Origin of the sequence: Streptomyces sp. DvalAA-43, from assembly GCF_900091725.1 — a bacterium.
GTDB classification, from domain to species: Bacteria; Actinomycetota; Actinomycetes; order Streptomycetales; family Streptomycetaceae; genus Streptomyces; species Streptomyces pulveraceus.
Window position 1 is genome coordinate 17,069 of record NZ_FMBW01000057.1, and the last position, 23,049, is coordinate 40,117.

Consider the following 23,049-nt stretch of genomic DNA (forward strand, 5'->3'; position numbering starts at 1 on the left):
CCCAGATTACACGGGCCCCGGGGCCCGCCCGGGAGCGGCCTCAGCGCTCGGCGGCCGCCAGCTGCCCGCAGGCTCCGTCGATCTCCTGGCCGCGGGTGTCCCGCACGGTGACCGGCACTCCATGGGCCGCGATCGCCTCGACGAACGCCTTCTCGTCCTCGGGGCGGGAGGCGGTCCACTTGGAACCGGGCGTGGGGTTCAGCGGGATCAGGTTGACGTGCACCCGCTTGCCCTTGAGGAGCCGGCCGAGCCGGTCGCCGCGCCATGCCTGGTCGTTGATGTCACGGATCAGCGCGTACTCGATGGAGATGCGGCGGCCGGACTTCTCCGCGTACTCCCACGCGGCGTCCAGCACCTCCGCGACCTTCCAGCGCGTGTTCACGGGAACGAGGGTGTCGCGCAGCTCGTCGTCCGGCGCGTGCAGCGAGACGGCGAGACGGCACTTGAAGCCCTCGTCCGCGAAACGGAGCATCGCGGGCACCAGGCCCACGGTGGAGACGGTGATCCCGCGCTGCGAGAGCCCCAGCCCGTCCGGCTCCGGGTCGGTCAGCCGGCGGATCGCGCCGACCACGCGGTTGTAGTTGGCGAGCGGCTCGCCCATGCCCATGAAGACGATGTTGGAGAGCCGCGCCGGGCCCCCGGGGACCTCCCCGTCGCGCAGCGCCCGCATCCCGTCCACGATCTGGTGGACGATCTCGGCGGTCGACAGATTGCGGTCGAGACCGGCCTGCCCCGTCGCACAGAACGGGCAGTTCATCCCGCATCCCGCCTGCGAGGAGATGCACATCGTCACCCGCTCCGGGTAGCGCATCAGGACGGACTCGACGAGCGTCCCGTCGTGCAGCTTCCAGAGCGTCTTGCGGGTGGTGTCGTCGTCGCAGCTGATGTGCCGGACCACGGACATCAGGTCGGGGAACATCGCCTCGGCGAGCTTGTCCCGCGATCCGGCCGGGATGTTGGTCCACTCGGCCGGGTCGTGCGCGTACCGCGCGAAGTAGTGCTGCGAGAGCTGCTGGGCGCGGAACGGCTTCTCGCCGATCGCGGCGACGGCTTCCTTGCGCTCGGCGGGCGTGAGGTCGGCGAGGTGCCGCGGCGGCTTCTTGGCTCCGCGGGGCGCGACGAAAGTGAGTTCTCCGGGCTTAGGCATGGTTCATCCAGTGTCGCAGACGGAACAGCGAGGGCCCGCCGTCCTGTGGACAGCGGGCCCTCACTCGTAAAATCCCAGGTCAGGGGTGTGGTCTCAGCCGGAGCCGACGAAGAGCACCAGCAGCAGCCACACCACCGGGGCGGTCGGCAGCAGCGAGTCCAGCCGGTCCATGATGCCGCCGTGCCCCGGCAGCAGCGTGCCCATGTCCTTGATCCCGAGGTCCCGCTTGATCATCGACTCGCCCAGGTCACCGAGGGTGGCGCTGGCCGCGACGGCGAGGCCGAGCAACAGCCCCTGCCACCAGGAACCGCCGTCGATCAGGAACTCCATGCACAGCGCACCGGCGACCATCGCGAAGGCGACGGCTCCGAACAGGCCCTCCCGGGTCTTTCCGGGGCTGATGCGCGGCGCGAGCTTGTGCTTCCCGAAGCGCCAGCCGACGGCGTACGCACCCGTGTCGCTGACCACGGTCAGCAGCAGGAAGGTGAGCACCCGCCACCGCCCGTCGTGGGCGGTCAGGAGCATGGCGACGAAGGTGGCGAGGAACGGTACGTAGAACGTCGCGAACACAGCGGCCGTGACATCCCTGAGGTAGCCCTCGGGCGGCTCGGTCATCCGCCAGACGAGCACCGCCAGCGCGGTCAGCGCCGTCGCCACCCAGGCGCCCTCGGCACCCCACGCGTAACCGGCGACGACCATCGCCGCACCGCCCACCGCCAGCGGGACGAGCGGTGCCTTGATGCCCTTGCGCTCCTGCAGGCGGGAGGTCAGCTCCCACAGGCCCACGACGACGGCGACGGCGATCACACCGACGAAGACGGCCTTCACGATGAACAGCGAGGCGATGATGACGGCGCCGAGCCCCACACCGACCCCTATGGCGGCTCGCAGATCACGGCCCGCACGTTTCTTCTGCGGGGGCGGCGGCGCGGTGGACATGGGCTCCTGCGGCTTCTCGTCACGGAACAGGGGGCCGCCGCTCAGGCGTCCGGCCCCCTGGTCCCGGTCATCACGGTCGTCAGCGTCTCTACCTGCGTCGGGATCGTCCGGCACGATGGGCATGGGCCGAGTGTGCTGGGCGTCATGCACATCGTAAGCAGGACCCGCCGGGGCAGCCCTCATCTCGGGCGCACCCCAGCGGCCGGCTCCCTGCGGGGCGCCCCAGGAAGAGTCGTTCATCAGACTTCGAGCAGCTCGGCTTCCTTGTGCTTGAGCAGCTCGTCGACCTGCGCGACGTACTTCGCGGTGGTGTCGTCGAGCTCCTTCTCGGCGCGACGCACCTCGTCCTCGCCCGACTCCTTGTCCTTGACCAGCTTGTCGAGGGTCTCCTTGGCCTTGCGGCGCACGGCGCGGATGGAGATCTTGGAGTCCTCGGCCTTGCTCTTGGCGACCTTGATGTAGTCGCGGCGGCGCTCCTCGGTGAGCTCCGGGAAGGTCACCCGGATGATATTGCCGTCGTTGCTCGGGTTGACGCCGAGGTCCGAGTCGCGGATGGCCTGCTCGATGTTGCGCAGCGCGGTCTTGTCGAACGGCGTCACGACGGCCATGCGCGGCTCGGGCACCGAGAACGAGGCGAGCTGGTTGATCGGGGTCAGCGCGCCGTAGTAGTCGGCGACGATCTTGTTGAACATCGCCGGGTGCGCACGGCCGGTACGGATCGCGGCGAAGTCTTCTTTCGCGACGACGACGGCCTTCTCCATCTTCTCCTCGGCCTCGAGGAGGGTTTCTTCGATCACCACGTGCTCCTGCGTGTCTTGAGCGGGCCCGGCGTGCCGGGGCCCGGCGGGTCCTGCGTCGCGTCCTCACCTGCACGGTGTCCGACCGGCAGGCCGTTGTCCATCCTTCGGGCCGGTCCGGGGTCTCCCCCGGGGCCCGGACCTCCCGTCGCACTCCGGGAGGGTCCCCCGGCACTCAGTCCCGAGTGCTCCGGTCACTCACGAGCGTGCCGATCTTCTCACTCTTGACCGCGCGGGCGATATTGCCGGTGGCGGTCAGCTCGAAGACGAGGATCGGCAGGTCGTTGTCGCGGCAGAGCGTGATGGCGGTGGCGTCGGCGACCTTGAGATCGCGGGCGAGAACCTCGCTGTACTCGAGCGCGTCGAACTTCACCGCGTCGGGGTTGCTCCTCGGGTCGGAGTCGTAGACCCCGTCCACCCCGTTCTTGCCCATCAGGAGAGCCTCTGCGTCGATCTCCAGGGCGCGCTGGGCGGCAGTGGTGTCGGTGGAGAAGTAGGGCATCCCCATGCCGGCGCCGAAGATGACGACGCGGCCCTTCTCCAGGTGGCGCACGGCGCGCAGCGGGATGTACGGCTCCGCGACCTGCCCCATGGTGATGGCGGTCTGGACGCGGGAGTCGATGCCCTCCTTCTCCAGGAAGTCCTGGAGTGCCAGGCAGTTCATGACCGTGCCGAGCATGCCCATGTAGTCGGACCTGGCCCGGTCCATGCCGCGCTGCTGGAGCTCGGCGCCGCGGAAGAAGTTGCCGCCGCCGATGACGACCGCGATTTCCGCGCCGTCACGGACGACCGCCGCGATTTCCCGGGCGATGGCGTGTACGACGTCGGGGTCGACACCGAGACCCCCGCCGCCGGCGAACGCCTCTCCGGACAGCTTCAGCATGAAGCGTCCGGCCACCTTGCCGTCGTCGCGCTTGTGGTCACCTTGTGCGGCGTCCGCGCCCTTGTTCATGGAGATTCTCCTCGTGCACATACGAAGAAGGCCATTGCCGGTGGGTCTGGTGTCCCTCAGCGGCAATGGCCTCCTCGTCAGTTCTGCGGTCGTACGGCATGAGTGCTGCCGACGACTGCACTAGACCCTATCGGGGTCCACCGTTGTTCGCGGACGGACTCAGATGCCGACCTTGATGCGCGAGAAGCGCTTCAGGGTGACACCGGCCTCGTCCAGGACCTTCTGGACGGACTTCTTGTTGTCCAGCGCGTACGGCTGGCCGAGGAGGGTGGCCTCCTTGAAGAAGCCGTTGACGCGACCCTCGACGATCTTCGGGAGCGCGGCCTCGGGCTTGCCCTCGGCGCGCGTGGTCTCCTCGGCGACGCGGCGCTCGGCCTCGACGACCTCGGCCGGGACGTCCTCGCGGGACAGGTACTTCGGGGCGAACGCGGCGATGTGCTGCGCGATGCCCTTGGCCAGCTCGGCGTCGGCCTTGTCCAGCTCGACCAGAACACCGATCTGCGGCGGCAGGTCGGGCATGGTGCGGTGCATGTACGCGGAGACGTACGCGCCGGCGAACTGCTCGAAGCGGTCCAGGACGATCTTCTCGCCGAGGTTGGCGTTGGCCTCGTCGACGTACGCCTGAACGGTCTTGCCGGCCTCGATCTCGGAGGCGAGCAGCGCCTGGATGTCGGCCGGGGAGGTGGCGGCGACGTGCGCGGCGAGGGTGTTCGCGACGTTCTGGAACTTCTCACCCTTGGCGACGAAGTCCGTCTCGCACTTCAGCTCCAGCAGAACACCGGACGTCTGGTCCTCGGAGATGAGGGAGACGACGGCGCCGTTCTCGGCAGAACGGCCCTCGCGCTTGGCGACGCCCTTCTGGCCCTTGATACGGAGCGCCTCGACGGCCTTGTCGACGTTGCCGTCGGCCTCGTCGAGCGCCTTCTTGCAGTCCATCATGCCGGCGCCGGTCAGCTCGCGGAGCTTCTTGACGTCAGCGGCGGTGTAGTTCGCCATGAGTCTGGGTTTCTCTCTCGAAGTCTGAAAGATCTACGGGTGAACGGCGGGGGCGGTGCTTGTGGCACCGGCCCCCGCCGTCTTCAGCCGTGACGGGTGTCAGGCCTGCTCGGCGTCCGCGGCCGGGGCCTCGGCAGCCGGTGCCTCGGCAGCGGCCTCGGCGGCGGGGGCCTCAGCGGCCTCGGCGTCCGCGACCTTCTCGGTCTCGGCGGAGGTCTGCACCTCGGCGTCGGCCTTCTTGTCGCCCTCGAGCAGGTCGCGCTCCCACTCGGCGAGCGGCTCGCCGGCGGCCTTCTCGCCCGGCTTCGAGTCACCGGTGGCGGCACCGGAACGGGCGATGAGGCCCTCGGCGACGGCGTCGGCGATCACACGGGTGAGCAGGGTGACGGAGCGGATCGCGTCGTCGTTGCCCGGAATCTTGTAGTCGACCTCGTCGGGGTCGCAGTTGGTGTCGAGGATCGCGACGACCGGGATGTGGAGCTTGCGCGCCTCACCGACGGCGATGTGCTCCTTCTTGGTGTCGACGATCCAGACGGCGCTCGGCACCTTCTGCATCTCGCGGATACCACCGAGGGTCTTCTCCAGCTTGGCCTTCTCGCGGGAGAGGACCAGGAGCTCCTTCTTGGTGAGGCCGGAGGCGGCCACGTCCTCGAAGTCGATGAGCTCGAGCTCCTTCAGACGCTGAAGGCGCTTGTAGACGGTGGAGAAGTTGGTGAGCATGCCACCGAGCCAACGCTGGTTGACGTACGGCATGCCGACGCGCGTCGCCTGCTCGGCGATGGCCTCCTGGGCCTGCTTCTTCGTACCCACGAACATGATGGAGCCGCCGTGGGCGACGGTCTCCTTGACGAACTCGTAGGCGCGGTCGATGTACGACAGCGACTGGAGCAGGTCGATGATGTAGATGCCGTTGCGCTCGGTGAAGATGAAGCGCTTCATCTTCGGGTTCCAGCGACGGGTCTGGTGACCGAAGTGGACGCCGCTTTCCAGCAGCTCCCGCATCGTGACGACGGCCATGGCCGTACTCCTTGAGGTGCTCGGTTGTCGCGACCGCAGGATTGCTGTCGCGCCTGACGCCCCGACGCGCCGTGCCACAAGGGACCGAGGAGCGCGGCCACCGTCCACAGAGAGGGAGGTGGCGGGGCGTGCGAAGTCGACCCGGTGACCCGGATCGCCATAGGAAGTGTACGGGACGGCCCGGGTGCCGGGTGACGGCGCTGTCCACAACCGGTCGGTTGTCCACAGATCCGGTTCATGATCCCCGCGGATCGGCCGGCTGCGGGACGGTTCTGCCATGCGACGCGCAACTGATCCGACCAGCCCGCTCAGCCCGTTCGCCCCGGCCGCTCGGGGCGTCCCGACCGCTTCCCGTTTCCGGAACGGGCTCTGCGGGGCCTTGCCCCACGGGTTACCGACCCTTCGCGGACGGCGGGCGTTCATGGCGGTGCTCGTGGCGGCGGTGGCCCTGCTGGCGGTGGTGTGCGGCCCGTCGGCCGCCGCCGGAGCGGCGGCCCCGGCACCCGATCCCGTGCCCGCACCGGCGCCGACGGCGGGTGACGACCGGGCCTGGCCGCTCGCCGGGCGGCCCGCGGTCGTACGGGGATGGGAGCCCCCGGCGGGCCCCTACGCGCGGGGCCACCGCGGCGTCGACCTCGCCGCGGGGCCGGATACGGCGGTGCTCGCCGCCGCCCCGGGACAGGTCTCGTTCGCAGGACGGGTGGCGGGGCGCGGGGTGCTGGCGATCGAAGTGGCCGGCAGTGGCGATCCCCCGCTGCGGACCACGTACGAACCGGTGCGCGCGCTGGTCGCCAAGGGCGAGAAGGTGACGGCGGGACAGGTGGTGGCTGTCGTGGAGGCGGGGCCCTTCCACTGTGCGCCGGGCTGTCTGCACTGGGGGCTGCGGCGCGGTGACACCTATCTTGATCCGCTGTCACTGCTGCCGCCGTCACTGCTGCGACGGGGCCCGTCCAGGCTGCTTCCGGTGTTCGGCGTACCCGAGCCCGAACCGGGACCCGGGCATGCCACCGAGGGGACCGGGGACGGGCTCGCCGCCCCCGGCGTTCTGCTGACGGTCGCCGCGGTGCGGCGCCCGCGTCAGTCCCGTACGCCCTGCACGCCTCGGAGGATCATGGCGACGGCGGTGTCCGCGATCACGGACGGCTCCTCGGCCACGGCCAGTTCGATACGTCGCACCGCGGCGTCCACCGAACCCTGGAGCAGCATCGCCGCCAGCCTCGGCTGCGCATGGCCGAGGTCGCCGAGCGCCTCGACGATCATGGCGATCAGGCCGCCGTGCGCGGCCCTGATCTTCTCGCGCGCCCCGGCGTCCAGCTCACTCGCCGAGATGGCGACGACCGCCCGGTGGCGGCGGTCCCCGACGAGGTCGAGCTGCCTGCGGACATAGGCCTCGATCTTGCCCTCGGGCGTCGTGGCCTGCTCCATCGCGTTCTCGACCTCGGCCGCCCAGACCGGGAAGTCGACGGCGCAGAGCTCTTCGACGACGGCCGCGCGGGAGCGGAAGTACTCGTACACGGAGGACCGGGCGAGGCCCGTGCGTTCGGCGAGGGCGGGGAAGGTCAATGCCTCCGTACCGCCCTCGGACAGCAGGGAGCGTGCGGCGTCCAGGAGGGCGCCGCGCTGCATGGTCCGGTGCTCGGCCACCGAGGCCGCTCGAATCCTGGGCACGCGTCCACTCTACGGCGACCGGTGCACGAGGGGGTGGGTACGGCCCTGATTCCTTGGCCGAAGCGGCCATGGCCGGCACCGGGCACGAGCGGGTCTCAGCGGCCGGCGTCGGCCAGTTTCGCGCGCAGTTGCAGCACCGATTTGGTGTGGATCTGGCTGACCCGGCTCTCGGTGACCCCGAGGACATTGCCGATCTCGGCGAGGGTGAGGCCCTCGTAGTAGTAGAGCGTCACGACCGTCTTCTCGCGCTCCGGGAGCGTGTTGATGGCACGGGCGAGCAGCCGTCTGAGCTCACGGTCCTCGGCGACCTCCACCGGATTGTCGGCGGCCGTGTCCTCCAGCGTGTCCATGAGGCTGAGCCGGTCGCCGCCCTCGCCGCCGACATGCAGCAACTCTTCCAACGCGACCACGTTGGCCAGCGACAACTGGCTGAAAACCGCGTGCAGTTCCTCCAGCGCGATCTCCATCTCCGCGGCGACCTCCGCCTCGGAAGGGGTACGTCGCAACTGCGCCTCCAGCGTGGCGTAGGCGCGTTCCACGGCTCGTGCCTTCTGGCGCACCGAGCGCGGGATCCAGTCCAGCGCCCGCAGTTCGTCGATCATCGCGCCGCGGATGCGGGTGATCGCGTACGTCTCGAACTTGATCGCGCGCTCGATGTCGAACTTCTCGATCGCGTCGATCAGTCCGAAGACCCCGGAGGAGACGAAGTCCGCCTGCTCGACATTGGACGGCAGGCCCACGCTCACCCGGCCCGCCACGTACTTCACCAGCGGCGAGTAGTGCAGGATCAGCTGCTCCCGCAGCCGCTCGTCGCCCGTGGACTTGTACGAGCGCCACAACTCGTCGAGCGAGGAGGGCGCAGGGGGGCGCACAGTGCCACGCGCAGCCGGTGGTACTGCCGCGCGGTCAGACCCGGAGGTGTGCTGGGGCATGTGGTGCCTTGAGCCGTTCTGCTGTGAAGTACTGGGACGTATGTCTGAGTCGGAATCCTCGTGAGCGTAGCGTGACTGTGACGTCGCGGTCCGCGCAGGATAGGGGATCGGCGCTCTGCGCATCCGGCCGATCCGGTATGACTGAGGACCGGGGCCGCCGCCGTGCACGTCGGCCCCGGAGGCGTGACTGAAGGATCCGCCGAGGTCATCGGCATCACCTTTTCACCCGAATGCTCCAGGTCAAGCACCGCCTCGCCGCGCGTCGCCATTGCGGAGCGGTCTCGGCGTCAACCGCCATCCCTCGCCATCCCGTTCGACGAACCCCAGTGAGTGCAGTTCGTACAGTCTGCCGAGCGCCTCGTCGACGCTGGTCCCGGCGGTACGGGCCACCTCGCGTCCGCCGACGGCGCCCCGGTACGGCAACGCGTCGAGGACTCTGGCGGAGACCGCGTCCAGCAGGTCCCTGGGGTGCACGGGGCCGCGTCTGGCCGGAGCGAGTTCGCCGATGTCCCCCACCAGCTCGGCGACTTCCGAGGCATCGGTCACCAGGATGCCCTCTCCCCGCAGGAGTTCATGGACCCCCGCCGACAATCCGCTGGTGGCGGGGCCCGGCACGCCCATGGTGAAGCGGCCGAGCCGCTGTGCGCACCGTGCGGTGACCAGTGAACCGCTGCGGTATTCGGCCTCGACCACGACCGTCCCGCGCGTCAACGCGGCGATGACCCGGTTCCGGAGGATGAATCTGCTGCGGGTGGGATGGTCGGACGGCGGCAATTCGCCGATGACGAGCCCCTGTTCCGCCATCCGTCCGATCAGCTCGGTGTGTCCCGGGGGGTAGGGGACGTCCACCCCGCAGGCCAGGACGGCCATCGTCGCCCCGCCGACGGCGAGCGCGCCGCGGTGCGCCGCCCCGTCGACCCCGAACGCGGCTCCCGACACGACCACCCACCCCAGCTCGGCGAGCCCCGCGCCGAGGCCGGCCGCCATGTGCGATCCGTAGGGTGTGCAGGCCCGTGCGCCGACCACGGCGACCGAGCGCAGCGCCCAGAGCCGCAGATCGCGAGGGCCCCGCACCCACAGGCCGGTCGGCCGGGCGTCCGCGAGGTCGTCGAGCTGGCTGGGCCATTCCCGGTCCCCGGGGCAGATGAACCGCCCGCCGAGCGCGGCGACCGCCGAGAGATCCCGCCCGGGGTCGACGCCCTCGGCCCGCAGCCGGTACCCGGCGAGCCGTTTCGGGGTCATTCCGCCCAACCGCTCCGCGGTGCCGTCCCTGGTGGTGATCCGGCGCAACAGCTCGACGGCACCGCACTCGCGCAGCCAGCGGCCACCGTGCTCGTCCCCGGGCTCGACGATGCGGGTCAGGGCGGCCCGCGCCAGCCGCTCCTGGCCGCTCACCGCCTTCCCCGGCCCCGCCTCCGGCGCCTCGTCGGGATCGTGCTCCGCGATCCGCTGCCGTACGCCCGCCGACGACGGGTCCTGCCCGGCGCCGTGACGGCCGTCCGCCCCCGGCTTCATGACGCACCCGCTTTCGTCAGGGCGCCCCGCGAAATCCCGGTCCGCAGTTCCAGCGCCACCGCGATGTCGGAGGCGTCGGGGCGGTCGGCGCCGCGCAGATCGGCGACCGTCCACGCCACCCTGAGCACCCGGTCCAGGCCGCGCGCGGTGAGCATGCCCCGTTCCATGTCCCGTTCGGCCTCCAGGAGCGCGCCCGGTGCCGCGACCAGTCTGGTCCGCAGCTCGTGGCCGGGGACCTCGCTGTTGGTCGACCATCCGGTGCCCGCCAGCCGTTCCGCGGCCCGTGCCCTGGCCTCCTGGACCCGGGCCGCGACGGAGGCCGTCGACTCGCCCCGGCGGCCGCCCTGCCCCATCAGGTCCTCACGCCTGACCGGATCGACGAGCACCCGCAGATCCACCCGGTCGAGCAGCGGCCCCGAGAGTCGCGCCTGATAGCGCCTGACCGCGGACGGCGGACATTCGCATCCGGCCCCGCTGAGGCTGTGCCGTCCGCAGGGACAGGGGTTGGCGGCCAGCACCATCAGAAATCTGGCGGGCAGCCGCACCACCCCGGCGCTGCGGGCCACCACCACATGGCCCGACTCCAGCGGCTGGCGCAGCGCGTCCAGCGCCCGCACGGAGAATTCGGGGGCCTCGTCCAGAAAGAGGATCCCCCGGTGGGCCAGCGAGACCGCACCGGGCCGCGGCATCCCGTTGCCCCCGCCGATCAGCGACTGCATCGTCGCCGAGTGGTGGGGCGCGCAGTAGGGCGGCCGGGCGACCAGTGGCTCCCCAGGTGGCAGGATGCCCGCCACCGAGTGCACCGCGGTCACCTCCAGGGATTCCTGCCTGGTCAGCGTCGGCAGGATCGCGGGCAACCGCTCGGCCAGCATGGTCTTTCCGGCGCCCGGTGGCCCCGAGAGCAGCAGGTGGTGGCCGCCGGCCGCGGCGACCTCCAGGGCCTTGCGAGGCCGCTCCTGTCCCGCCACGTCCGCCAGGTCGGGTGCGCTTCCGTCGCCCTGCCCGGCTCCGCGGGCGAGCCCGGTGCCGATGCCCGCGCCGGGCACCATCAGCCCGGCCAGCCTGGTGTCGGGGCGCCCCTCGTCGTGCGCCTCCCGCTCGTCGGGCACCGGCTCCTCGCAGAGCACGGCGATCAGCTGCCGCAGGCTCCGCACCCCGAGGACGGAGACCCCGGGGACCAGCGCCGCCTCCCCCGCGGTCTGTTCGGGCACCACGACCTGCCGGTATCCGGCCTCCGCCGCGGCGAGCACGGCCGGCAGCACACCGCGCACCGGCCGCACCCGGCCATCGAGTCCGAGCTCGCCGATCATCACCACATCGGCGATGGACGCCGGATCGATCCGCTCGGCCGCCCCCAGCACCGCACAGGCGACGGCGAGGTCGAACCCGGATCCGCCCTTCGGCACGGAGGCGGGCGACAGGCCCACCGTGAGTTTCTTCTGCGGCCACTCGGCCCCCGAGTTCACCACCGCGGCCCTGACCCGGTCCCGGCTCTCCACCAGGCTCTTGTCCGGCAGACCCACCAGGGTGAACGCGGCCACCCCCGCCTCCAGGTCCGCCTGGACCTCCACCACCACGCCCTCGACGCCGACCAGCGCCACCGAGCACGCCCGCGCGAACCCCATCAGGCCACCCCCCGCGCATGCTCGGCGACCGGCGCTCCGCGCCTGGGCAGCACCACTCCGACCAGGTCGATCCGGACCCCGCCGGGCGGCGGGCCGCCGTGCCGGTCCAGCCAGATACCGGCCAGCCGCCGCAGCCGCTCCGCCTTGACCGGCGTGACGGCCGCCATCGGATGCTCGAACGCGCCCGACCTGCGGGTCTTCACCTCGCAGACCACGAGTGCGTCGCCGTCCATCGCGACGATGTCGATCTCACCGGCGCGACAGCGCCAGTTCCGTTCCAGTACGGACATTCCTGCGTCGGCCAGCAGCCGTACCGCCAGATCCTCGCCGTACCGCCCGAGTGCCCCCCGTGCGTTCATTTCGGCACCACCTCCGGGACCGACTCTGACGCGTCCGGTCCCGGCGTGTGGATCTTGGTGGACAACTCCCGGATTGTGGACAACTCGGCCACCCGGAAGGGGGAATCAATCCCTCATTGGAGTGGGGTTCAGCCACCCGGAAGTTCGAGGTCGCTCTTGTTGAGCTCCTCGATGTTGACGTCCTTGAACGTCAGCACCCGTACCTGCTTGACGAACCGCGCGGGCCGGTACATGTCCCAGACCCAGGCGTCCGCCATCGATACTTCGAAGAACACCTCGCCCTGAACCGAGTGCACCTGCATCTCGTAGTCATTGGTGAGGTAGAAGCGCCGTTCGGTCTCGATCACATATTTGAACAGACCGACGACATCTCGGTACTCCCGGTAGAGCTTCAGCTCCATCTCGGTCTCGTACTTTTCGAGGTCCTCGGCGCTCATTGGCATGTTCCCCTTCAGCCGTGCGTCCCCCCATTGTGCGCCAGGCCCCGGGCCCCCTGGGCGCTTAGGCGATTTCGGGGTCGAGAACCAGTGGCGTACGCGGGGGACCCTCGTCGAGCAGCGTGCGCAGCAACTCGGCGAGCCTGGTCGGGTACACCGTCTCACGCGCCGCCGACAGTTCGGCGGAGGTCCACCACCTCAGGCCCGCGACGCTGCGCCGCTCCAGTCCGGTCTGCCCGCTGGTGTCGGTGGCGGTCTGTGCCGTACGTGCCAGGAAATACCACTCGTCCTGGTCCCAGCGGCGTCCGTCGAACGGGAAGGAGCACATCCGCTGCCAGAGCAGCGGGCCCAGTTCGACATCGGTGATCCCGGTCTCCTCCGCGAGCTCGCGCAACGCGGCCTCCTCCCGGGTCTCGTCACCCTCCAGGCCACCGCCCGGGGTGAACCACCAACTGCTGTCCGGATCCTCCGGTTCGAACCCGTGCATCAGGAGGATCCGGTCGTCGGGGTCCAGGAGGACCACGCGGGCGACCTTCCGCTTCTCAGTGCGCACCGGCGGGCACCTGTCCACGGCTCTTCCGTGCCGGGCGCCCGAACCGTGCCGCGACCGGACCGTACGCCGCACCGCCCAGGATGAGCACCATGCCCACGAGCACCGCCCCGAGCTGCAGTCGCAGCGGTCCGGGCGAGGACACCCCGCCGGGGAGGGCGGCGAAGGCCCGTGGACGCTCGACCATGCCGTTCATCGGCCAGGCGATCGCGTCCACCCGGGCCTGTACCGCGCCTCGGGGGACGGAGCCCTGCCCCGCGTCCTCCAGGTGGACCCGGGAGTCCAGGGAGGCGGCGCGTGCGTCGCCCAGCAGGAAGAGCTTCCCCTCGGGCACCTCCGCCGTGAAGTCCTCGACCGAGGCCGGGCCCTTCTCCCGCAGATACGGTTCGTCAAGGGGCTTGCCGTTGACCGTGAGCCGGCCGTCCTTGCCGCAGCAGGCGATCTTGTCGCCGCCGATCCCGACGACCCGCTTCACCATCGGCACGGCGCCCCATGCCTGATCGGTGAAGACCACCACGTCGCCGCGGTGCACCTCGCTGCCGTCGATCCGCTGCGCCAGCACCCGGTCGCCCGCGTGCACCGTCGGCATCATCGACTCGGTCGGCACCGTGTACGGCTTGTACACCACCGCCCCCCAGGCGAACCCGCCGAGGAAGAGCACACAGCCGACGGCCACGGCCAGCCCCGACAGCATGCTGCCGAGCCGGCCGCGACCGTCACCCGTATGTCCTTTTCCGCTCATCCCAGCCTCCCCCACCTCGGAGATCGTCGATCGCCGGTCCGAGTCGGCACCCTACCCGGCGGTACGCCCGCCGGTCAGCCTCCTGCGACGCCACAGCACCAGAGGCAGCGCGCCCGCGACGCCGAGTGCCCCCGGGGCCAGAGCGGCCGCCGCGCCGATGCCCGGCTGGTCGAAGGTGTCCGGAACCGGCAGCGTCGCCCAGCGGTTGATCGGCCAGGCCACCACCACGGCCCGCCCCACGACGTCCTTGACGGGCACGAAGCCCTTGGTCGCGTCCTCGGTGTGATAGCGCGAGTCCCAGGAATTCTGCCGGTGGTCGCCCATCACCCAGATCTTGCCCTCGGGTACCTTGAACGGCCCGAAGGGCTTGTCGTCGCAGGCCGAATTGCCGGGGAAGATGTACGGCTCGTCGAGGGCCTTGCCGTTGACCTTGACCGGACCGCCCTTCGCGCACTCCACGGTGTCGCCACCGACCGCGATCGTCCGCTTGATCAGGTCCTTCTCCTTGGACGACGGCATCAGGCCGATGAAGCTCAGGAAGTCCTGCACGACGTTCGACTCAGGGGTCGGCTCCCCGGCCAGCCAGTTGTCCGGGTCGTGGAAGACGACCACTTCGCCGCGGTCGGGCTCCCCGCCGAACCAGGGCGTCAGCTTGTCCACCAGCACCCGGTCACCCCGCTGGAGGGTGTTCTGCATCGAGTCCGAGGGGATCGAGAACGCCTGCACCAGGAACGTCTTGATCAGCAGCGCGAGCACCAGCGCGATGACGATCAGCAGCGGCAACTCCTTCCAGAAAGGACGCTGCTTCCTGACCTTCTTGCCGTCCCCGGCCGCGTCCCCGTCCCCGTCCGTGCCCACGTCCGCGTTCTGCTCCGTCACGGGCGCTTCCGGATCCGGTGTCTCCCCCGGCGGACCGGAGGCGGCATCGGCGGGCTGGTCGGGCCCCTTCGCGGGCTCTCCATGTCCAGGTCGCGCACCGGCAGCCACGTCACTCACATCCAGTCCTCACTCTGCGCCCACGTCTGCTCCTGGGCCCGTCCGTCCCAAGCCCACTGCCCCGCACAACGAACGGGAGTTCCGCAGCGCTCCTGCGTCCCCGACCGTCTTGCCGGCAGCGGACCGCCGGGATCCCGGCCTCCCACCACCGACGACCGCCCTCCGGTCGCTCAGCATGCTCGCCGAGCGACCGGAGGGCGGTTCTTCCGTACCGTCCGGCCGGAGCCGGACCCATCGATGTCGTCCGTGCGCGGTGGTGGCCGGGGCCCGCCTCGACACAGATCGTCGTACTCCGTGCAGTTGTACTGATCGTTCCGTGCGACTGCACCGATCGGCCGTCAGGATCCTATGAAGGATGCCCGGCGGACATCCGCGCATTTACTCGATCTTGCCGATGCCTTGATCGCAACGACATCAACGGCATCGCGGTCCCTGTCCAGCGGCAGGATCCAACGGCTCACGGCCGACCGCCCGTCACTGCTCCCGAGCGGAACCCAGGCCGGCCCGCCTGCGTCGCCAGAGCACGATCGGCACGGCTCCGGCGATACCGATCGCACCGGGCGCCGCGGCCATCGCGGCGTTCAGGCCCGGCTGGTCGAAGGTCTTCGGGACGGGCAGGGTCGCCCAGCGGTTGATCGGCCACGCCACCACGAAGGCCCGGCCGACGACCTCGTCGTTGGAGACCGTGCCGTCGCCCGGAAGTTCCTGGTGGTAACGGGAGTCGCGGGAGTCCTGGCGGTGGTCCCCCATCACCCAGATCCGGCCCTTGGGCACCTTGATCGGGCCGAACGGCTCGTCGTTGCAGGGCGTGTTGCCCGGGAAGATGAACGACTTCTCGTCCAGGGCCTTGCCGTTGACCACGACGGGGCCGTTCTCCTTGCACTCCACCGTGTCACCGCCGACCGCGATGACCCGCTTGATCAGGTCCTTCTCCTCGGCGGACGGCATCAGCCCGATGAAGCTGAGGAACTTCTGGACCACATTCGGATGGACCTCCGGGGTGTCGTCCAGCCAGCCGCCCGGGTCGTGGAAGACGACCACTTCGCCGCGCTCGGGCTCCGAGCCGAACCAGGGGGTCAGCTTGTCGACGAGCACGCGGTCGCCCCGCTGGAGGGTGTTCTGCATCGAGTCCGAGGGGATCGAGAACGCCTGCACCAGGAACGTCTTGATCAGCAGCGCGAGCACCAGCGCGATCACGATCAGCAGCGGCAACTCCTTCCAGAAGGAGCGTGGCTTCTTCGCCGCCCGGCCACCGCCGCCCGGAGTGTCGCCGTCACTCCCCGCGTGGCCCGCCGTCCCGGCGGACTCGGCATTGCCCGAACGGTCCGGCCGGTCCTCGGGCTCCTCGTGTCCGGATCGTGCGCCGACGGCCAAATCCCCCACATCCACTCCTTACTCGTGCCACCGCCCGCGCCCTAGCCGGCGCAGGCCCACCACTCCCATAACGAGCGGGAGTTCCGCAGGGGTCGGGAGAGGAATCAATCCGTTCAGATCCTGGGACGACACACTATTCGACGGGTCCGGAGCGGCAGCCGTCCCGGCGCGCGCGTCAGGGACCCGGCCGAAGGTCTCCGGCTCCTCCAGTCCTCCCCAGTGGCCGAAGGGCCAGGCGATCACGACAGCCCGTCCCACGACCTCGTCCTCGGACACCGTGCCGTGTTCCGGCTCGTCCAGGTGATAGCGGGAATCGGCGGAATCGGAACGGTGGTCGCCCATCACGAAGATCCGGCCCGGCGGAACCTTTACCTCGAATTTGATGAGCGAGGGAGGGTTCCCGGGATACAGATACGGCTCGTCGAGCGGTACGCCGTTGACGCTGACCCGGCCGTCCTTGCCACAGCACTTCACCGTGTCCCCGCCGACCCCGATCACCCGCTTGATCAGGTCCTGTTCGTCGTCGGAGGGCAGCAGTCCGATGAAGGTCAGTACCTCCTTCGCCTGCTTGACGCCGACCGGCGGGTCCTTCTTTCCGGTGTGCTCCTGCCGCAGCCAGTGCCCCGGGTCCTTGAAGACGACGACATCGCCGCGCTCGGGCCTGGATCCGAACCAGGGGGTCAGCTTGTCCACCAGCACCCGGTCGCCGATCCGGATGGTCTGCTCCATCGATCCCGAAGGGATCACGAAGGCCTGCACCAGGAACGTCTTGAGCACGAGCGCGATCACCAGCGCCACGACGACGAGCAGCGGGATCTCCCCCGCCGCGGCCCCGCGCCGCCGTCTCCTGACCCTCCGGGCCAGTTTCCGCCGCTGGGCCCTGGTGGGCAGCGAACGGGCGCCCTCCGGCCCGTCGCCGCCGGACGGTATCCCGGGACCGGACCCGGCGCGTCCTCGGCCGCGGTTACCCACGGCCCCCGCCCGGCGCCCCCACGGCGGCGAAGGCGGTGCTGTCCGGCAGCGAGCGCAGGCGGCTGGGCGGCCAGCCGATCCAGTCCACCCTGCCGATCACCCTGTCGACGGGGACCATGCCGCCGCCCGGCTCGCCCAGGTGGTCGCGCGAATCGCGGGAATTGCTGCGGTGGTCGCCCATCATCCACAGCGTGCCGTCGGGGACGACGATGTCGAAGCGGGCGCGGGAGGGCTCGTCCCCCGGATACAGATAGCCCTCGACGACCGGTCGGCCGTTCACCTCGATCCGGCCCCGCTTGTCGCAGCAGACCACCCGGTCCCCGCCCACGCCCACCACCCGCTTCACGTAGTCGGTCCCGGCGGGCTCCGCCAGGCCCAGGGACGCGGCCACCGAGTGCACCAGGCCGGTGACGGGGTTCTCCCGCGGGGGCTCCTGCACGAACGATCCGGTGCCGTCGAAGACGACCACGTCGCCGCGGTGCGGCACGGCGCCCGAACGGTAGGCCAGTTTGTTCACCAGCACCCGGTCCCCCACCTGGAGCGTGGGCTCCATCGAGCCACTGGGGATCAGGAAGGGCTGCACCACGTAGTTGCTCAGGAGCAGCACGAAGACCGCGCAGACGGCCCCGAGCGCGGCGGTCCGCCGCCAGGACATCGAGAGGGGCCGGCGGTCCGGGATACGCGAGGAGCGCGACCCCTCCTCCGGCGCCGTTGCGGGTGCGGAGGAGCGATCGCGCTCCGAGGGCTTTGCTTCCGTGTCCATCGGGGCCAGAGCCTATCCGGCCGACCTGTGGACCTGGGAGTCAGCTCAGTTGTCGCGCTTCTCCTTGATCTTCGCGGCCTTGCCGCGGAGCTCACGGAGGTAGTACAGCTTGGCGCGACGGACGTCACCGCGGGTGACGAGCTCGATCTTCTCGAAGATCGGGCTGTGCACCGGGAAGGTGCGCTCGACGCCGACGCTGAAGGAGACCTTGCGGACCGTGAAGGTCTCGCTGACGCCCGCACCCTGGCGACGGATGACAACGCCCTTGAACTGCTGGATACGGGAGCGGTTGCCCTCGATCACTCGGACGTGGACGTTGACGGTGTCACCGGGGCGGAACGCCGGGACGTCGGTACGCAGCGATGCGGCGTTGACGCCATCGAGCAGGGAAGCCATGTTGTCTGCTTTCTTCGCCGATGCCACAGGTCATCGACGGGAGATCGTGAGAAATGGGGGTGCTGATCGCGTCGGGCGGGCGTCGTTCCCCCTGTGGCAGGGGCGCACGCCGGACGTACAGCAGCGGCCTATTCTTCCACGGCCTCGGGCCTGCGCCAAAATCGGCCGCCGGGCTCCGGTGCCCAGCCGAGGATGGAGAGCGTCTCGCGGTCCTTCTTGTCGAACCCCGCGGCGTCGCAGCGCTCGATCAGATCGGGCCTGTTGAGGGCGGTACGGCGGAACGCCTCGTCCCTCCGCCAGCGGGCGATCTTCCCGTGGTGGCCGCTGAGCAGCACCTCGGGGATCCCCCTGCCGCGCCACTCGGGCGGCTTGGTGTAGACGGGCCCCTCCAGCAGATTGGCCATCGTGCCGGGGGCGAAGGAGTCGTCCCGGTGCGATTCGGCGTTGCCGAGCACGCCGGGCAGCAGCCGGGCCACCGCCTCCGTGATCACCAGCACCGCGGCTTCCCCGCCGGCCAGTACGTAGTCCCCGATGGACACCTCGACGACCGGCATCCGGGTGGCGTACTCGTCCATCACCCGCCGGTCGATGCCCTCGTAGCGGGCGGGCGTGAAGATCAGCCAGGGCCGTTCGGAGAGCTCTACGGCGAGCTCCTGGGTGAACGGGCGGCCGCTGGGCGTGGGTACCACGAGCACCGGGGAGTGCGCCCCGGCCTCGTATCCGGCCGCCAGGGCGTCGTCCAGGGCCTCGCCCCACGGTTCGGTCTTCATGACCATGCCGGGGCCGCCGCCGTACGGGGTGTCGTCGACCGTGTTGTGCCGGTCGTACGTCCAGTCGCGCAGGTCGTGCACCCGGACGTCGAGGCGGCCGCGCGCGCGGGCCTTGCCGACGAGGGAGACGTTCAGCGGTTCCAGGTACTCCGGGAAGATCGTGACGACGTCGAGGCGCATCAGACGTCCTTCCCGGCCACCGGAGCCCCGTCGTCGCCCTCGTCGTCCCGAGCGGAGGCGATCACGGCCTGACTCGCGTCGATCAGGCCGGGCGGCGGGGTGATCACCGCGCGTTGCTCGGCCAGATCGATCTCGGTGACGATCTCCTCGACGAACGGGATCATCACCTCGCTGCCGTCCGGCCGCTCGACGATGAAGAGGTCCTGGGACGGCAGGTGCGTGATCTCGGTGATCCGGCCGACCTCGGTGCCGTCGGCGAGGACCACGTCGAGGTCCATGAGCTGATGGTCGTAGAACTCCTCGGGGTCCTCGGGGAGTTCCGCCGGGTCGACCTCGGCGATCAGGAGCGTGTTGCGCAGGGCCTCGGCAGCCGTACGGTCGCGGACGCCCTCGAAGCGCAGCAGCAGCCGTCCGCTGTGCACCCGGCCGGTCTCGATGGTCAGCGGTCCGGTACCCGCCGGTTCGGTGGCGAGCACGGCACCGGGCCCGAGCCGCAGCTCCGGCTCGTCCGTACGGACCTCGACGGTGACCTCGCCCTTGATGCCATGGGCCCGGCCGATCCGCGCGACTACCAACTGCACCTTGTGTCTCTCCTGTCATACGACGACGGGCCGGGGTGGGCGCAAGGCCCTCCCCGGCCCGTGCCGGTGTTCAACTCTGTCAGCGAACCTGATCCACATCGACGAGGTCGACGCGGATGCCACGGCCGCCGATGGCGCCCACGACGGTACGCAGCGCGCGTGCGGTGCGACCGTTGCGACCGATCACCTTGCCGAGGTCGTCGGGGTGGACCCGGACCTCCAGCACGCGACCACGGCGCAGGTTGCGCGAGGCGACCTGCACATCGTCAGGGTTGTCGACGATGCCCTTCACGAGGTGCTCGAGAGCCTCCTCGAGCATGCTCAGGCCTCGGTCGACTCGGCGGGCGCAGCCGCGTCAGCAGCCTCGTCCGCCTTCTTGTCGGCCTTCTTCGCCTTCTGCGTGATGGCCTCGCCCTTGGACTCGTCGCCGCCGTCCTTGGTCAGAGCCTCGAACAGGGCGCGCTTGTCAGCCTTGGGCTCCGGCTGCAGCAGCGGCGCGGGGGCCGGAAGACCCTTGTGGGCCTGCCAGTCACCGGTGAGCTTCAGGATCGCGAGAACCGGCTCGGTCGGCTGGGCGCCGACGGACAGCCAGTACTGCGCACGCTCCGAGTTGACCTCGATGCGCGAGGGGTTCTGCACCGGGTGGTACAGGCCGATCTCCTCGATGGCCCGGCCGTCACGGCGGGTACGGGAGTCGGCGACGACGATGCGGTAGTGAGGCGAACGGATCTTGCCCAGACGCTTCAGCTTGATCTTGACTGCCACGGAAGTGGTGTCTCCTGGTCTATGACGTGGTTGGGCACAACGAAGATGCCACGTGGGGTTGCGGTACTCGGAGTGCCCGATGGACGCGTCAGCCGGAGGAGAGAGGGGTCCTATGCGACTGTCGAGTACAGCTAGCCATTGTGCCACACCGTGCCGGGTCACCCCACCGCGACTGCGGCTTCCGGGATGCGGAAGGGCTTGCCGCAGCCTCCGCAGACGATCGGCGCCTGCGCCAGGACCGACGGGACGACGCGCACATTGCGGCCGCAGTCGCATACGGCCTTGACGCGGACGCCTCCGCCGGAGGAGCCGTGCCGGGCGGCCGGCCCGCGGAAGGAACGCTTGGTGTCGGCGGCGGTGGCGACGGTGTGGGCCTTGAGGGCGCGCTGCAGCCGCTCGATCGTCGGGCGGTACCGGCGCTTGGCCTCGGGGTTGAGGGTGACCAGCGAGAAGCCGCTGCTGGGGTGGGGCTCCTCGGCGTGGTCGAGGCCCAGCTCCTCGGCGATCGCGAGGAATCTGCGGTTGTGGTAGCGGCCGGCGCGCGAAGTGTCGCGGACACCTCGTGCGGCGGCGATGCCGTGGACTGCCTCATGGAGCAGTCGCTCGAAGGAGAGTTCGGCGCCGCAGGCGGACGAGGACTCTCCGATCAGGGACTCGGGCGCGGCTAGATCCGGCAGCTCGGGGTGGTACCGCTGAATGTCGGCCCACGCCTGCGCCAGCTCTGCGGCAAGTACAGGTGGTGTCGTGCTCACGTCGTGACAACGAGCACGAGTGCCCCGGTGTTCCGATTCCGGGCCATCCCAAATATTTTGCACGTACCAGTCAGTTGCCATTGATGCGTCCCGACGAGGGCGGGTGCGCAGAACTGCGGAGAAGCCTCACAGCTCACACCAAGGTGGTACGTAGCGACGCGTACGCCGGGTACGTGGGCGGCCACCTTACGCCGGACCGCCCGGGGCATCGGACGGGGGCGGTCAGTAGGCGCGCGCCACCAGGGCGACAGTACCGGGCTCGTCGTCCGCGTCCGGCACCGACCCGTCCTCGGCCACCAGGCACCGTACGGACACCCCGTGCTCCGCGAGCCGGGCCTCCCCCGCCGGGCCGAGGGCCGACCAGGCGATCCGGGCCCAGCCGCCTGCGGCGGCCGCCGCCACGGCCTCCCGCTCGGTGGTGACCTCGCTGGTGGCGGACTCGCGGCGGCTGCGGGACTCCCGCAGCAGCGCCGCCTGGTCCTCCTCCAGGAGTGCCGGAAGCAGCCGGGGCAGGGCCTCGATCGCGACCGGCTCCTTCCCGCCCGGGACACGCCGGGCCAGCATCGCGGTGCCGTCCGCCAGATCGCGCGGGCCGATCTCGATCCGCACCGGCACCCCCTTCAGCTCCCAGTCGACCGCGCGGCGGCCGAACGGGGTGTCGGTACGGTCGTCGACCTCGGTCCTGATCCCCGCCGCGCGCAGCCGTTCGCCGAGGGACCGGACCTCGGCCAGGACGGCCTCGTCCTCCTTGACCGCGAGGACGACCGCCTGGACGGGCGCGAGCCGCGGCGGCACCCGGAGCCCGTGGTCGTCGCCGTGCGCCATGATCAGGCCGCCGACCATCCGGGTCGAGGAGCCCCACGAGGTCTGCCGGACGAGTTCCTGCCTGCCCTCCCTGGACAGGTAGGAGGTGTGGAAGGCCCTGGCGAAATTGGTGCCGAGCTCGTGGCTCGTCCCCATCTGGAGGGCCTTGCCGTCCCGCATCATCGCTTCGAGCGTGAGCGTGTTGACGGCCCCGGCGAACCGCTCGGCCGGGGTCTTGCGGCCGAGCACCACATCGATGCCCAGCACATTGACCATGAAGTCCGCGTACACCTCGCGGTGGATGTACGCGGCGAAGTCCCGGGCCTCCTCGTCGGTGGCATGGGCGGTGTGACCCTCCTGCCAGAGGAATTCCGTCGTACGGAGAAAGACCCGCGGGCGCATCTCCCAGCGCACGACGTTGGCCCACTGGTTGATCAGGAGCGGCAGATCGCGGTAGCTCTGCACCCACTTCGAGAAGTACTCGTTGATGATCGTTTCGGAGGTCGGCCGCACCACCACGGGCTCTTCGAGCTCTTTGCCGCCGCCGTGGGTGACCATCGCGAGCTCCGGTGCGAAGCCCTCGACGTGCTCGGCCTCGCGTGTCAGGTAAGACTGGGGGATGAAGAGCGGGAAGTAGGCGTTGCGGGCGCCCGCCTTTTTGATCCGGGCATCCAGCTCCTGCTGCATCCGCTCCCACAGGCTGTATCCGTACGGCCGGATGACCATGGTGCCGCGCACCGGGCCGTTGTCCGCGAGTTCGGCCTTGTTGATCAGATCCTGGTACCAGCGGGGAAAGTCCTCGGCCTGGGGCGTGAGAACGGGTGCCTTTGCCATGGCGCGCATCGTACGGCGACACCGCCCGCCGCACGGGGCGACGGACCCCGGTGCCGCGGGCCTTCCCCACGGACGCACCACGGCGGCACCGCAGCATTGCCATCGGTCCTCTGGACGCGGACGCGGATCCGCAGTTCTCTGACATACGGGGGAAGCGGGCGCACACGTACACGGGGGGACCCACTC

The 23,049-nt window shown here is 70.3% G+C and carries 24 protein-coding genes and 2 pseudogenes; 1 reads left to right on the forward strand and 25 read right to left on the reverse strand.

Annotated features, from left to right (window positions below; translation table 11 throughout):
* Positions 1 to 40: 40 nt before the first annotated feature.
* The 6 genes from rlmN to rpsB all read right to left on the reverse strand — a co-directional run bounded on the left by rlmN (position 41) and on the right by rpsB (position 5,848).
* Positions 41 to 1,147 carry a 23S rRNA (adenine(2503)-C(2))-methyltransferase RlmN gene (rlmN, locus tag GA0115234_RS23495; RefSeq protein ID WP_093545005.1) on the reverse strand — a complete coding sequence of 369 codons (1,107 nt, stop codon included), beginning with the start codon at positions 1,145 to 1,147 and terminating at the stop codon, positions 41 to 43.
* Between the two features lie 93 nt (positions 1,148 to 1,240).
* Positions 1,241 to 2,326: a phosphatidate cytidylyltransferase gene (locus tag GA0115234_RS23500; protein WP_093545008.1), complete on the reverse strand. Its 1,086-nt coding sequence runs from the start codon at positions 2,324 to 2,326 to the stop codon at positions 1,241 to 1,243.
* The gene (gene frr / locus GA0115234_RS23505) at positions 2,326 to 2,883 is read right to left on the reverse strand and encodes a ribosome recycling factor (protein ID WP_093545310.1); all 558 of its coding nucleotides are present in this window, start codon (positions 2,881 to 2,883) and stop codon (positions 2,326 to 2,328) included. Before frr ends, GA0115234_RS23500 begins: the two co-directional genes overlap by 1 nt.
* 175 nt (positions 2,884 to 3,058) lie before the next feature.
* Positions 3,059 to 3,835, reverse strand: a complete 777-nt coding sequence (gene pyrH / locus GA0115234_RS23510; RefSeq protein WP_093545011.1) for a UMP kinase — start codon at positions 3,833 to 3,835, stop codon at positions 3,059 to 3,061.
* A gap of 159 nt (positions 3,836 to 3,994) precedes the next feature.
* On the reverse strand, positions 3,995 to 4,831 hold the full coding sequence (gene tsf, locus GA0115234_RS23515) for a translation elongation factor Ts (protein WP_093545014.1): 837 nt from the start codon (positions 4,829 to 4,831) through the stop codon (positions 3,995 to 3,997).
* A 99-nt stretch (positions 4,832 to 4,930) separates the two neighbouring features.
* The gene (gene rpsB / locus GA0115234_RS23520; protein WP_093545017.1) at positions 4,931 to 5,848 is read right to left on the reverse strand and encodes a 30S ribosomal protein S2; all 918 of its coding nucleotides are present in this window, start codon (positions 5,846 to 5,848) and stop codon (positions 4,931 to 4,933) included.
* A 421-nt stretch (positions 5,849 to 6,269) separates the two neighbouring features.
* On the opposite strand from rpsB, the pseudogene GA0115234_RS23525 reads away from it, so the two are divergent.
* Positions 6,270 to 6,698: pseudogene (locus GA0115234_RS23525) on the forward strand (peptidoglycan DD-metalloendopeptidase family protein); the annotation flags it as partial.
* A gap of 227 nt (positions 6,699 to 6,925) precedes the next feature.
* On the opposite strand, the gene GA0115234_RS23530 reads toward GA0115234_RS23525, so the two are convergent.
* The 19 genes and pseudogenes from GA0115234_RS23530 to proS form a co-directional block, all read right to left on the reverse strand.
* Positions 6,926 to 7,492 carry a TetR/AcrR family transcriptional regulator gene (locus GA0115234_RS23530; RefSeq protein WP_093545020.1) on the reverse strand — a complete coding sequence of 189 codons (567 nt, stop codon included), beginning with the start codon at positions 7,490 to 7,492 and terminating at the stop codon, positions 6,926 to 6,928.
* Positions 7,493 to 7,611: 119 nt separating this feature from the next.
* Positions 7,612 to 8,448, reverse strand: coding sequence for an RNA polymerase sigma factor WhiG (whiG, locus tag GA0115234_RS23535; protein WP_093545023.1), 837 nt, complete (start codon positions 8,446 to 8,448; stop codon positions 7,612 to 7,614).
* Positions 8,449 to 8,688: 240 nt separating this feature from the next.
* On the reverse strand, positions 8,689 to 9,963 hold the full coding sequence (gene dprA, locus GA0115234_RS23540) for a DNA-processing protein DprA (RefSeq protein WP_093545026.1): 1,275 nt from the start codon (positions 9,961 to 9,963) through the stop codon (positions 8,689 to 8,691).
* Positions 9,960 to 11,588, reverse strand: a complete 1,629-nt coding sequence (locus tag GA0115234_RS23545; RefSeq protein WP_093545029.1) for a YifB family Mg chelatase-like AAA ATPase — start codon at positions 11,586 to 11,588, stop codon at positions 9,960 to 9,962. Before GA0115234_RS23545 ends, dprA begins: the two co-directional genes overlap by 4 nt.
* The gene (locus GA0115234_RS23550; RefSeq protein WP_093545032.1) at positions 11,588 to 11,947 is read right to left on the reverse strand and encodes a YraN family protein; all 360 of its coding nucleotides are present in this window, start codon (positions 11,945 to 11,947) and stop codon (positions 11,588 to 11,590) included. Before GA0115234_RS23550 ends, GA0115234_RS23545 begins: the two co-directional genes overlap by 1 nt.
* 128 nt (positions 11,948 to 12,075) lie before the next feature.
* On the reverse strand, positions 12,076 to 12,384 hold the full coding sequence (locus GA0115234_RS23555) for a DUF2469 domain-containing protein (RefSeq protein WP_003965949.1): 309 nt from the start codon (positions 12,382 to 12,384) through the stop codon (positions 12,076 to 12,078).
* A 64-nt stretch (positions 12,385 to 12,448) separates the two neighbouring features.
* Positions 12,449 to 12,937, reverse strand: coding sequence for an NUDIX hydrolase (locus tag GA0115234_RS23560; protein WP_093545313.1), 489 nt, complete (start codon positions 12,935 to 12,937; stop codon positions 12,449 to 12,451).
* Complete coding sequence (gene lepB, locus GA0115234_RS23565) at positions 12,927 to 13,676, reverse strand: signal peptidase I (RefSeq protein ID WP_093545035.1); 750 nt, start codon at positions 13,674 to 13,676, stop codon at positions 12,927 to 12,929. The genes GA0115234_RS23560 and lepB (GA0115234_RS23565) overlap by 11 nt, the downstream gene beginning before the upstream one ends.
* A gap of 51 nt (positions 13,677 to 13,727) precedes the next feature.
* Positions 13,728 to 14,672 carry a signal peptidase I gene (gene lepB / locus GA0115234_RS23570; RefSeq protein ID WP_370804554.1) on the reverse strand — a complete coding sequence of 315 codons (945 nt, stop codon included), beginning with the start codon at positions 14,670 to 14,672 and terminating at the stop codon, positions 13,728 to 13,730.
* A gap of 474 nt (positions 14,673 to 15,146) precedes the next feature.
* Positions 15,147 to 16,046, reverse strand: coding sequence for a signal peptidase I (gene lepB / locus GA0115234_RS23575; protein WP_093545040.1), 900 nt, complete (start codon positions 16,044 to 16,046; stop codon positions 15,147 to 15,149).
* Positions 15,946 to 17,018 (reverse strand): annotated as a pseudogene (gene lepB, locus GA0115234_RS23580) (signal peptidase I). The gene lepB (GA0115234_RS23575) and the pseudogene lepB (GA0115234_RS23580) overlap by 101 nt, the downstream one beginning before the upstream one ends.
* A complete protein-coding gene (lepB, locus tag GA0115234_RS23585; RefSeq protein WP_093545043.1) occupies positions 17,011 to 17,781 on the reverse strand; it encodes a signal peptidase I in 771 nt (256 codons plus the stop codon). Before lepB (GA0115234_RS23585) ends, lepB (GA0115234_RS23580) begins: the two are co-directional and overlap by 8 nt.
* Positions 17,782 to 17,826: 45 nt before the next feature.
* On the reverse strand, positions 17,827 to 18,177 hold the full coding sequence (gene rplS / locus GA0115234_RS23590) for a 50S ribosomal protein L19 (RefSeq protein WP_093545046.1): 351 nt from the start codon (positions 18,175 to 18,177) through the stop codon (positions 17,827 to 17,829).
* 128 nt (positions 18,178 to 18,305) lie between these two features.
* Positions 18,306 to 19,127: a tRNA (guanosine(37)-N1)-methyltransferase TrmD gene (gene trmD / locus GA0115234_RS23595; RefSeq protein ID WP_093545049.1), complete on the reverse strand. Its 822-nt coding sequence runs from the start codon at positions 19,125 to 19,127 to the stop codon at positions 18,306 to 18,308.
* On the reverse strand, positions 19,127 to 19,708 hold the full coding sequence (rimM, locus tag GA0115234_RS23600; protein ID WP_093545052.1) for a ribosome maturation factor RimM: 582 nt from the start codon (positions 19,706 to 19,708) through the stop codon (positions 19,127 to 19,129). The genes trmD and rimM overlap by 1 nt, the downstream gene beginning before the upstream one ends.
* A gap of 79 nt (positions 19,709 to 19,787) precedes the next feature.
* Entirely contained in the window at positions 19,788 to 20,027 is a 240-nt protein-coding gene (locus tag GA0115234_RS23605; RefSeq protein ID WP_005311361.1) for an RNA-binding protein, read from the reverse strand.
* Between the two features lie 2 nt (positions 20,028 to 20,029).
* Positions 20,030 to 20,473 carry a 30S ribosomal protein S16 gene (gene rpsP / locus GA0115234_RS23610; protein WP_093545055.1) on the reverse strand — a complete coding sequence of 148 codons (444 nt, stop codon included), beginning with the start codon at positions 20,471 to 20,473 and terminating at the stop codon, positions 20,030 to 20,032.
* Between the two features lie 158 nt (positions 20,474 to 20,631).
* Positions 20,632 to 21,225, reverse strand: coding sequence for a hypothetical protein (locus GA0115234_RS23615; protein WP_030928573.1), 594 nt, complete (start codon positions 21,223 to 21,225; stop codon positions 20,632 to 20,634).
* A 222-nt stretch (positions 21,226 to 21,447) separates the two neighbouring features.
* Positions 21,448 to 22,863, reverse strand: a complete 1,416-nt coding sequence (gene proS, locus GA0115234_RS23620; RefSeq protein WP_093545317.1) for a proline--tRNA ligase — start codon at positions 22,861 to 22,863, stop codon at positions 21,448 to 21,450.
* Between the last annotated feature and the right edge of the window lie 186 nt (positions 22,864 to 23,049).

Bases quoted from the DNA above. Each gene is read 5' to 3' on its own strand.
- rlmN (WP_093545005.1), bottom strand. From the start codon at position 1,147: ATGCCTAAGCCCGGAGAACTCACTTTCGTCGCGCCCCGCGGAGCCAAG.
- GA0115234_RS23500 (WP_093545008.1), bottom strand. From the start codon at position 2,326: ATGAACGACTCTTCCTGGGGCGCCCCGCAGGGAGCCGGCCGCTGGGGT.
- pyrH (WP_093545011.1), bottom strand. From the start codon at position 3,835: ATGAACAAGGGCGCGGACGCCGCACAAGGTGACCACAAGCGCGACGAC.
- tsf (WP_093545014.1), bottom strand. From the start codon at position 4,831: ATGGCGAACTACACCGCCGCTGACGTCAAGAAGCTCCGCGAGCTGACC.
- rpsB (WP_093545017.1), bottom strand. From the start codon at position 5,848: ATGGCCGTCGTCACGATGCGGGAGCTGCTGGAAAGCGGCGTCCACTTC.
- whiG (WP_093545023.1), bottom strand. From the start codon at position 8,448: ATGCCCCAGCACACCTCCGGGTCTGACCGCGCGGCAGTACCACCGGCT.
- dprA (WP_093545026.1), bottom strand. From the start codon at position 9,963: ATGAAGCCGGGGGCGGACGGCCGTCACGGCGCCGGGCAGGACCCGTCG.
- GA0115234_RS23545 (WP_093545029.1), bottom strand. From the start codon at position 11,588: ATGGGGTTCGCGCGGGCGTGCTCGGTGGCGCTGGTCGGCGTCGAGGGC.
- GA0115234_RS23550 (WP_093545032.1), bottom strand. From the start codon at position 11,947: ATGAACGCACGGGGGGCACTCGGGCGGTACGGCGAGGATCTGGCGGTA.
- GA0115234_RS23555 (WP_003965949.1), bottom strand. From the start codon at position 12,384: ATGAGCGCCGAGGACCTCGAAAAGTACGAGACCGAGATGGAGCTGAAG.
- lepB (WP_093545035.1), bottom strand. From the start codon at position 13,676: ATGAGCGGAAAAGGACATACGGGTGACGGTCGCGGCCGGCTCGGCAGC.
- lepB (WP_093545043.1), bottom strand. From the start codon at position 17,781: ATGGACACGGAAGCAAAGCCCTCGGAGCGCGATCGCTCCTCCGCACCC.
- rplS (WP_093545046.1), bottom strand. From the start codon at position 18,177: ATGGCTTCCCTGCTCGATGGCGTCAACGCCGCATCGCTGCGTACCGAC.
- trmD (WP_093545049.1), bottom strand. From the start codon at position 19,127: ATGCGCCTCGACGTCGTCACGATCTTCCCGGAGTACCTGGAACCGCTG.
- GA0115234_RS23605 (WP_005311361.1), bottom strand. From the start codon at position 20,027: ATGCTCGAGGAGGCTCTCGAGCACCTCGTGAAGGGCATCGTCGACAAC.
- proS (WP_093545317.1), bottom strand. From the start codon at position 22,863: ATGGCAAAGGCACCCGTTCTCACGCCCCAGGCCGAGGACTTTCCCCGC.